General features: G+C 64.6%; 7 protein-coding genes and 3 pseudogenes. 4 read left to right on the forward strand and 6 right to left on the reverse strand.

Annotation, left to right across the window (positions count from 1 at the left end; all coding sequences use genetic code 11):
- Nucleotides 1–369: pseudogene (locus tag I5M_RS33410) on the forward strand (hypothetical protein); the annotation flags it as partial.
- Nucleotides 370–500: 131 nt separating this feature from the next.
- On the opposite strand, the gene I5M_RS27205 reads toward I5M_RS33410, so the two are convergent.
- Both I5M_RS27205 and mgtE read right to left on the reverse strand, forming a co-directional pair.
- A complete protein-coding gene (locus I5M_RS27205; RefSeq protein ID WP_022724284.1) occupies nt 501–1,319 on the reverse strand; it encodes an aldo/keto reductase in 819 nt (272 codons plus the stop codon).
- Nucleotides 1,320–1,442: 123 nt separating this feature from the next.
- A pseudogene (gene mgtE / locus I5M_RS30720) lies at nt 1,443–2,865 on the reverse strand (magnesium transporter).
- Between the two features lie 112 nt (nt 2,866–2,977).
- Between mgtE and I5M_RS27215 the strand changes: the two are divergent.
- Entirely contained in the window at nt 2,978–3,850 is an 873-nt protein-coding gene (locus tag I5M_RS27215; protein ID WP_051048844.1) for a polysaccharide deacetylase family protein, read from the forward strand.
- 149 nt (nt 3,851–3,999) lie between these two features.
- Complete coding sequence (locus I5M_RS27220) at nt 4,000–5,325, forward strand: polysaccharide deacetylase family protein (RefSeq protein WP_022724286.1); 1,326 nt, start codon at nt 4,000–4,002, stop codon at nt 5,323–5,325.
- Between the two features lie 41 nt (nt 5,326–5,366).
- Here the strand turns inward: I5M_RS27220 and I5M_RS30725 are convergent.
- The 4 genes and pseudogenes from I5M_RS30725 to I5M_RS27240 form a co-directional block, all read right to left on the reverse strand.
- Nucleotides 5,367–6,343: pseudogene (locus tag I5M_RS30725) on the reverse strand (HEAT repeat domain-containing protein).
- Between the two features lie 2 nt (nt 6,344–6,345).
- Complete coding sequence (locus I5M_RS27230) at nt 6,346–6,579, reverse strand: ferredoxin family protein (protein ID WP_022724287.1); 234 nt, start codon at nt 6,577–6,579, stop codon at nt 6,346–6,348.
- A 23-nt stretch (nt 6,580–6,602) separates the two neighbouring features.
- Nucleotides 6,603–8,345 (reverse strand): fumarate reductase/succinate dehydrogenase flavoprotein subunit, encoded by a 1,743-nt coding sequence (locus I5M_RS27235; RefSeq protein ID WP_022724288.1) that lies wholly within the window; start codon nt 8,343–8,345, stop codon nt 6,603–6,605.
- A 108-nt stretch (nt 8,346–8,453) separates the two neighbouring features.
- Nucleotides 8,454–9,227 (reverse strand): ferredoxin--NADP reductase, encoded by a 774-nt coding sequence (locus I5M_RS27240; protein WP_031337765.1) that lies wholly within the window; start codon nt 9,225–9,227, stop codon nt 8,454–8,456.
- Between the two features lie 232 nt (nt 9,228–9,459).
- On the opposite strand from I5M_RS27240, the gene I5M_RS27245 reads away from it, so the two are divergent.
- Nucleotides 9,460–9,747 carry a DUF971 domain-containing protein gene (locus I5M_RS27245; protein ID WP_022724290.1) on the forward strand — a complete coding sequence of 96 codons (288 nt, stop codon included), beginning with the start codon at nt 9,460–9,462 and terminating at the stop codon, nt 9,745–9,747.
- Nucleotides 9,748–9,776 lie beyond the last annotated feature (29 nt).

Genomic DNA, 9,776 nt, shown 5'->3' on the forward strand with positions numbered 1-9,776 from the left:
GCTGGCCATGGTGACGTTCTCGAGCCTGCGGGCAAATCCAGGGGGCATTCGACCGCTGGCGCGAGGTCTACAATACTGAGCGGGCCACACCAGGCGATCGACTACGATGTGCCGGCGAGCCGTTATCGACCGAGCGAACGCTCGATGCCAAACAAGCTGCCCGAAGTCGAATACGAAGAGGGCACGATTGTACGCCGCGCCAGCAAACTCAAAGCCGACTTCCGCTTCGCAAATCGCCGCTTCAGCGCTCCCGAAGCCTTCCGTGGCGAGCTGCTAGCGATCAGACCAACCGCCACCGATGGCACCTTCGGCGTCTTCTTCGGTGCCCACAAAATCGCATGCATCGACCTGCACAAATCGGCTAAATGAAACCGTGACCTATGTCTCCGAACACCTGTTACCCATGTGTCCGGGCCATACACTCGTGCCGGCCATGACGGGTTGAGAATCGTCACGCGCTTATTATTGGCCCCAACGAAGCTGCAATTTGGCCGGCGTACCTAATCCCACTCCGGCGCCGTGGCCATGTTCACCAACCGGCCCTTGGGGCTGGCGAGCGCCGAGATTCGGCTCATTTCGGCGTCGTTGAGGGTGAAGTCGAACACGTCGATGTTCTGCGACAGCCGCTCGATCCGCGAGGTGCGCGGAATGGCGGCGACGTTCTGCTGCACCAGCCAACGCAGGCAGACTTGCGCGGCGGTCTTGCCATGGGCGGCGCCGATCTTGGTCAGCACTTCGTCCTTCTTGGCCTGGCCCTTGGCGATCGGGCTGTAGGCGACCATCGCGACGCCGTGTGCGGCGCAGGCAGCCTTCACCTTGGTCTGATCGAGAAACGGGTGATACTCGACCTGATTGCAGACGATCGGGGCCGGGCAAGCGGCAACAGCCTGCCCGAGCAGCGCCACGGTGAAATTCGAGACCCCGATATGCCTCGTGATGCCGAGTTCGCGCGCATGGGCCAGCGCACCCAGTGTTTCCGCCAGCGGCACGTGCGGGTTCGGCCAATGCAGCAGCAACAGGTCGACTTCGGACAGCCTCAGCTTGACCAGGCTTTCTTTGGCGGAGCGCAGCAGGTCGTTGGGCGCGAAATGCGTGGTCCAGACCTTGGTGGTGACGAATACTTCGCTGCGCCGGATGTGAGAGCTGCGTAGTCCCTCGCCGACATCGCGCTCGTTCTCGTAGATTTGTGCGGTGTCGATGTGGCGATAACCGAGCCGCAGCGCCTGCTCGACCACCCGGGCGCAGGAGTTGCCGCTCAGCTCCCAGGTGCCGAGTCCGATCGCAGGAATTTTGGCGCCATGCGCCTCGACGAACAGCATGTGGACCGCCCGGCAGTCGACGCGAAAAACGAGAATCAGCGCGAGAAGTATGTCGCGAGTTGCGCCCGCTGCCAATGACGGGCGATTGCGGGGCTTAGCAAATGGTTTCCAGGAAGGCGCTGATTACTTCAGTCCGAACCACAGCGTGGCGATGCCGAGGAAGGAGAAGAACCCGACGACGTCCGTCACCGTGGTGACGAAAGTGCCGGAAGCGACTGCCGGATCGGCCCGGAAGCGTTCCAGAGCGATGGGGATCAGGATCCCCCCAACGCGCCGGCGACCAGATTGCAGACCATCGCGAGGCCGATGACGACGCCGAGGCCGGGGATGCGGAACCAGGCATAGGCGGCCACTCCGGTGATCACCGCGAACCAATGCCGTTGACGAGTCCGACCAGCGCCTCCGCGCGAAACCACGCGGATCGCATTCCACGGCCCGAGTTCGCGGGTGGCCAGGGGCCCGCACCGCCACCGTCATGGTATGGGTCGCGGCGTTGCCACCCTGGCTGGCGACGATTGGTAACAAGCACGGCCAGCGCCACCATCTGCTGCAACTGGCCTTCGAACAGGCCGAGCACGGACGACGCCAGGAAGGCGGTCGCCAGATGATCCAGCAGCCAGTTGAAACGGGCGCGCGCGATCGTCCACACCCGGTCGGAGAGTTCTTCGTCGCTGGTGACGCCGCCCAGCGCCTTGAGGTCCTCGTCCGCTTCTTCCTCGATGACGTCGACGACGTCGTCGATGGTGATGACGCCGACCAGCCGATCGGCTTCATCGACGACGGGAGCCGCGACGAGATTGTACTTGCCGAAAAGCCGCGCGACTTCCTCCTGATCTTCGAGCACCGACACCTTGCGGCGGTCCTCGTCGACCAGGTCGGTCAGCGGCACATCGCGGTGCGAACGCAGGAGTACGTCGAGCGCCACCGCGCCTTGCCAATGATTGACGCCGTCGACCACGTAGATCTCGTAGAAGCGGTCCGGCAGGTCGGGAGCGTCGCGCATGAAATCGATCGCCTCGCCGACGTTCCAGTCGCGCGGCACGGCGATGAATTCGGTCTGCATCCGCCGGCCGGCGGAGTTGTCGGGGTAGTCGAGGCTGCGTTCGATCGCGTCGCGTTCGGACGGCGGCAGCTTGTCGAGGATCTCGTCCTGATCCTCCTCGTCCAGCGCCTCGAGCAGTTCCACGGCATCGTCGGAGTCGAGCTCGCGGACGCCTTCGGCGACGGTCTCGGGCTCGAGCTCTTCGAGGATCTCTTCGCGGACAGTGTCGTCGACTTCGTTGAGCGCAGAGAAGTCGAAGTCGGTGCCGGTCAGTTCAACCAGCCGCACGCGTTCGTCGGAATTGAGCGCCTCGATCAGATCGCCGAGGTCGGCCTCGTGCAGTTCCGAGACGATCTCGCGCAGCAGGCCGGCATCCTCGCGGCCGATGGCCGCCGAGATCGCCGCGATGAAATCGGGGCGAATCTTGCCATCCTCATCACGCATCGGCGGCTGGGCCGAGGCGACGTCCACAGGCCGCACGACCGCTTCGATATCATCGGTCATGGCGCACTCCGCGGGTTTTATCGGTTGCAGGATTCGCGCGCCGTCGGGCAAGATGCACCGTCTGTCGGCGGACGAATGGCCCCGCAATACCCAATCGGTGATGCTCAGCGCAATGACAATCGTAAGTGGCAAACGATCTCGATGGCGGCGAGGCCTTGGCATCCCGCCGAGGGCCAGGACAGCCGCGCTGCTGGCTCTGACTGCGCTGTTTTCGCACGCCCATTCAGCCCAGGCCTCATCCTCGCAAACCCACGCGACAAGTTGTCCCCGTGCCGGCGTACTAGGCACTTCGCGCACGCTGGTGGTGGACGCCAAGACGACGCCGCGCGTCGGGCTGAAGAGCTTTCCGCAGACGCTGCCGCTGCAGGATCACGAGGTCGTGCTGACGTTCGACGACGGTCCCGCGGCGACGACGCCGAAAGTGCTCGAGGCGCTGGCCAATGAATGCGTCCTTGCGACGTTCTTCCTGGTCGGCAAGCCTGCCTCGTCGCAGGCCGCACTGGTGCGGCGGATCGTGGCCGAGGGCCACACCGTCGGCCACCACACCTACACGCACAAACATCTCAATCAGCTCAGCTACCAGGATGCGCTGGCCGAGATCGACCGCGGTATCGCAGCCGACGAGAAGGCACTGCACGGCGAAGCCACCGACGTACCGTCGACGCCGTTCTTCCGCTTCCCCTATTTCGAGTCGACGCCGGCGCTGCTCGACGATCTGCAGAAGCGCGGCATCGTCGTGTTCGGCGCCGATCTGTGGGCCAGCGACTGGCTGCCGATGACGCCGGAACAGGAACTCAAGCTGATCACCGACCGCCTCAAGGTCACCGGCCGCGGCATCATCCTATTTCACGACCCGCACCACCATACCGCGAACATGATGCCGGCGTTCCTGAAATGGCTGCGCGAGAATAACTACCGCGTGGTCCACGTCGTCCCCGCCAATCCTGAACCCACGGTCGCGGGAACGCCGACTGTTGTGCAATGATCCCAGCGCGTAGCTGGGATGCTGCGGCGCAGCAGCTACAGACACGCCCCGGCCGCACGGTTAAGTCAGCGTTCATGCCAATCCCGGTATTTTGACGGACCGGTGCTGCGGCTCGAGCCGTTCAAGATGCGTGAGGCGGTGTGATTTCCTTGTCCGACTGTTCCTTTGACAGCCTTCGCGGCCGCACCCTGCTCGGCGCGCTTTGCACGGTCGCGGCTTTGGCGTCCGGCATCAGCACCGCTGCGGCCCAGAGCTGCCCGGGCAATCCCAATGCTCTCGGCACCTCGCGCACGCTGGTCGTCGACCCGCGCGAGCACCCGCGCATCGGCACCATGCAATATTCCGAAACGCTGCCGCTGAAGGACCACGAGGTCGTGCTGACCTTCGACGACGGTCCGCTGCCGAAATACAGCAACCAGGTACTGGACATCCTGGCCAAGGATTGCGTCAAGGCGACGTTCTTCATCATCGGCCGGATGGCGCAGTCCTATCCGGAGGGCGTCCGCAAGCTGCGCGACGCCGGCCACACCATCGGCACCCATAGCCAGAACCACCCGCTCAGCTTCAACCGCATGAGCGAGGACCAGGCCAAGCAGGAAGTCGATCAGGGTATTGCCTCGACGCTGGCGGCGCTGAACGGCGACAAGTCGGCGCTGGCGCCGTTCTTCCGCATTCCCGGCCTGCTGCGCGCCCGCGCGGTCGAGGATTATTTGGCGAGCCAAGGCATCCAGGCCTGGAGCGCCGACTTCCCGGCCGACGACTGGCGTCCGATCTCGTCGGACCAGGTGTTCAAGCTGGCGATGAGCCGGATCGCCGCCAAGGGCAAGGGCATCCTGCTGCTGCATGACATCCACGAGCGGACGGTCCAGGCCCTGCCCCGAATCCTCGCGGCGCTGAAAGCCGGCGGCTATCACATCGTTCACGTCGTGCCGGCGACGCCCGACCGGCCGAAGACGCCGACCGAGCCGCAGCAGTGGAAGCTGCACCCGATCTCCGAAGAAGTTGCGCTGTCGCGCTGGCCGAAGGTGCCGAGCTTCGTCTTCGACAAGGCCGAAATGCTGCCCGGCCCGTCGCAGACCGACCTCGGCGTCGACACCGAGCGGTTGCTGCCCAGAGCGCCGGCTCAGCGGCGGCTGGCTCGCGGCGAAGTCCCAGTGCCGATGCCGGCGCCCTGGCCGCGCCTGTTGCCGGCTGAGTCCGCCGACAACCGGCTGACACTGCCGGTGCCGGCCGAGACGCTGTTCAGCATCCCCGAGCGCGAGCAGGCCCCGATCCGGGCGATGGTGCCGATCCGCGCCTCGGATCGCGCCGAGGGCGGCCTTTCTCCGGCAATCACCGAAGCCCAGGACCGCAAACTGTCGATCGACATATCGGCCGCAGCGCGCCCGATCTCCGGCAGCGTCGGCATTGCGCCCGAGGGCCTGCAGCACGGCCCTGCCGTCATTCCGGCGCGGCCACGCCCGCTCAATCACTAAGCTCGGCTCCCTCCGCAGAGGCAACTAACCGTCGCAGCGGCTCATGCGCCGCTGCGCGCTTTGCTGGCCGCGATCTGTTGCAGAGCCCACCGCGCGTTCTTGCGCACGTCGGGATCGAGATCGTCGGCGATCACGGCGAGGAACGGCTCGCCCTCAGGCGAAGCGATCTCGCCGAGCGCTGCGGCGGCTTCCTGCGCAGGTTGGCGTGCTCGTGGGTGACGCTTTGGCCGATCGCGCGCACGGCATGGCCGATCTTCATCCGCCCCAGGCTGCGGATCGCCTTGAGCCGCACCTGCCAGTACTCGTCGGCAAGGCAAGCAATCAGCTGATCGGCGGCGATGCTGCCGTGGGTGTTGAGCCCCAGCGTCTCCGCCGCCATCTCGCGCACCATCCAATCAGCATCGCCGAGCGCCTTGATAATCGTCTCGGCGGCGATCTTCAGATGCGAGAACGCCAGCGCGCTGACGGCGGCACGCCGCACGTGCGGATCGGCATCGTGGATCACTGCCGTCAGCGCCGGGATCGATTCCTCGAGCTTGAGGAAGCCTATGACGCCGATCGCCTGGGCGCGAACCGCAGCGTCCGGGTCTTGCAGCGCTTCGAGCGCCGGCTTGAGCGTGTCCTTACGGCGCAACTCCTTCAGCGCGCGTAGCGCACCCGTCCGCACGAAGGCATGCGGGTGGCTGACCAGCGGCAGAATGGCATCGGCCGAAGCCGGATCCTTGAACTCCGCGAGACTGTCCGCGGCCGCCGCTGCGACGATACGCTCCGGATCGACCAGCAGCTTCACCAAAGCCGCCGCGGCTTCCAGACCATCGAACTCACCCAGCGCCATCGCCACCTGCTGGCGCACGCCGGCGTCGGGATCGGCTACCAGATTCGCCAAATGGCCGACCGCAGCGGGATCGCCGGAGTGGCCGAGCGCGATGATCGCGACGCGCCGCTCGGCCGGATCGGCGGCCTGCAGGCGCTCGTCGGCGTCGTCGAGATCGTCGTAGGATTCGAACGGACTGCTCATGATCACCTCAGCAGATACGGGATGTTGACGGTGACGGCGCCGGTCGGGCAGTCGGCTTCGCAGGGCATGCAATACCAGCACTCGTCATAGGCCATGTAGGCCTTGCCGGTCATGTCACTGATCCGCAGCACGTCGAGCGGACAAACGTCCACGCACACCGTGCAGCCCTTGTCGGCGATGCATTTGGCGTCGTCGACAACGACGGGGACAGAAGTCTGATAAGTCGCGAGAGGCATTGTCGATCTCCTTCTGTCGGCCGTCAGGCGGTGGCCCGGACACGCTGCTTGTCGTAGAGGTCCTTCTCGTCGTCGGCGATCGGCACCACATAGGGCTCGACCGCGCGCTTCTCGCTGGTCATCCGGCCGTTCTGCTTGCTCAGCAGCGTGTGGCAGAACCAGTTGGCGTCGTCCTTCTCGGGGAAGTCGGTGCGCCAGTGATACAGGCCCCAGCGGCTCTCCTCGCGGAACATCGAGGCGTGCGCCGCCATGTCGGCGCAGTCCATGATCGAGGCGACTTCGAGCGCGCGCAGCAGCTCGTGCGAGTTGCGCGCCATCATGCGCTGCTCCATGTCGTCGCGCACTTCGGCGAGCCGGCGCATGCCGAGCTCATATTTGCGGGTCACCTTTGGCGGCTGCAGATAGTCGTTGACCAGCCGCCGCGTCTTGTACTCGACCTGGTTCGGCGGAATGCCGTCCTCGCGCTTGGTCGGCGCCAGCACGCGGTCGCGCTCACGCGCGATCTCGCCGGCGTCGAGTTCGGCGAAGTCGTGGTTGTCGGCGAACTCCATGGCGTCGAGGCCGGCGAACGAGCCGTTGGTGAAGGCGCCGAGCATGTAGTTGTGCGGCACACTGGCCATGTCGCCGGCGGCGTAGAGGCCCGGCACCGTGGTGCGGGCGTTGTCGTCGACGAACACGCCGGAGGCGCTGTGACCGGAGCACAGGCCGATCTCCGAGATGTGCATCTCGATCGACTCTTTCCGGTAGTCCACACCCCTGCCCTGCTGGAACAGACCGCGAGTCGGCCGCTCGACCTTGTGCAGCGTCGATTCGATCTCCTCGATGGTCTTGTCGTGCAGATGCTTGAGCTGCAGGAACACCGGTCCCTTGCCGGACAACAACTCGTTGTAGAACTCCAGCATCATCTGACCCGACCAGTAGTCGCACTCGATGAAGCGGCGATCCTCGTTGTTGGCCGTGAAGGCGCCGAACGGACCCGCCACATAGGCACAGGCCGGGCCGTTGTAGTCCTTGATCAGCGGATTAATCTGGTAGCACTCGAGATTGGCGAGCGCGGCCCCGGCGTGATAGGCCATCGCATAGCCGTCACCCGAATTGGCGGCGTTCTCGTAGGTGCCGAACATGTAGCCCGAGGTCGGCAGGCCGAGCCGGCCGGCGGCTCCGGTGCACAGGATCACCGCTTTGGCCTTGATCACCAGGAACTCGGCGGTGCGGGTGTTGACGCTGACGACGCCGGCGATGCGGCCGTCGGCACCCTTGAGCAGCCGCGTCGCCATGTAGCGGTTGGAGATCAGGATGCGGGCGCGGCGCAGCTGGCGGTACAGCGCCTTCTTGACGGTCTCACCGTTCGGCATCGGCAGCACATAGGTACCGATGTGGTGAACCTTCTTCACCGCGTAGTCGCCATTCTCGTTCTTGAGAAAGCGGATGCCGAAGCTGTCGAGCTCCTCGATGATCGAATAGCAGCTCTGTGCGTATTTATAGACCGCCTTCTGATCGACGATGCCGTCGTTGGCGATGGTGATTTCCTTGGTGTACTGCTCCGGCGTCGCGTAACCGGGGATGACGGCGTTGTTGAGCCCGTCCATTCCCATCGAGATCGCGCCGGAGCGCTTGACGTTGGCCTTCTCCAGGAGAACGACGTTCGCCTTTGGGTTCTTCATCTTGGCCTTGAGGGCCGCCATCGGACCGGCCGTGCCGCCCCCGATCACCAACACGTCGCAAGACACCTCGGAAAGCCCGTCGATGATCTCGTCCATTGCCATCACTCGCTCCTGGTTCGTCGGCGAACCGCCGCTTGGACCAGAGTTGTTCAGGCGCGCGCCCGGCGATAGCAATTAGTTGTCGCCGGAGCGCGATTTGTCGGCGGCCGATCAGCGTTCCACGAACGCCTTCTCGATGACGAAGTGCCCCGGCGTGCTGTGATTGCCCTCGGAGAAGCCGCGTTCCGCCATCATGTCCTGCAATTCGGCCAACATCGCCGGGCTGCCGCACATCATCACCCGGTCGGTGTCACGATCGAGCAGCGACTGGCCGATGTCCTCGAACAGCTGGCCGGAGGCGATCAGATCGGTGATGCGGCCGCGGTTGCGGAACGGCTCACGGGTCACGCTCGGGTAGTAATGCAGCTTATCGGACACCAGCGGCCCGAAAAACTCGTGGTCCCGCAGCTTCTCGACCAGCCGTTCGCCGTAGGCGAGTTCCGAAACCTGGCGGCAGCCATGGGCCAGCACGATGGTCTCGTAGTTCTCATAGATCTCCGGGTCCTTGATCAGGCTGGCGAACGGCGCCAGCCCGGTGCCAGTCGAGAGCAGCAACAAGCGTTTGCCCGGCAGGAGATTGCCGGCGATCAGGGTTCCGGTCGCCTTGCGGCCGACCAGAATGCGGTCGCCCTCTTTGATCTTCTGCAGCCGCGACGTCAGCGGTCCGTCCGGCACTTTGATGCTGAAGAACTCGAGCTCTTCCTCGTGATTGGCGCTCGCCATACTGTAGGCGCGCATCAGCGGGCGGCCGTCGACTTCGAGGCCGATCATCGCGAACTGGCCACTCTGGAACCGGAAACCCGGATCGCGGGTCGCGGTGAAACTGAACAACGAGTCGGTCCAATGCTGCACCGACAAGACCGTTTCGGTCTGGAATGCGCTCATCGTCATCTCCACTTGCGCAGGCACTTTGCCGCGTCTGGTGATGACGATGTCGCCAACATCGTGCTGCATCGCAACGGCGATTCCGCACTCGAAGTCAATTAGTTGCAAAACTTCCGCAGGGATCGCGTCAGCGGCGAAATCATTCTGCTTTTCTGCCGATGAAGGCAATTTGTTGCTATGGCGCGCGCCGTGACGCTCCTAGCCTTGCCGTTCGGCAACGTCAGGAGACGGCATGATTGCAGCGGCGACGGCCGACTACGAAGTCGGCGACGATCTGGCCTCGCTGAGGCTGAACGCGACCGGCGGCTCCGCCGTGCTGAGCGCGGAGAAGCTACGCTTCGCGTGCAAATGCGCCCATTGCAAGCGCGCACGTTTCGACGGTCGATTTCCGGCGTCTTTTCCCGGCATCGGGATTATCGCGGTCCAGGACCTCGGTTACGGCATCAACATCGCATTTTCAGACGGACACAACAGAGGCATCTATCCGCGGCCTTATTTGATGGCCCTGCTTGCCGACTGAACCTCTCGGAGGTTCGATGGTATGGCACG

It is taken from the genome of Rhodopseudomonas sp. B29 (genome assembly GCF_000333455.1).
GTDB lineage: Bacteria > Pseudomonadota > Alphaproteobacteria > Rhizobiales > Xanthobacteraceae > Rhodopseudomonas.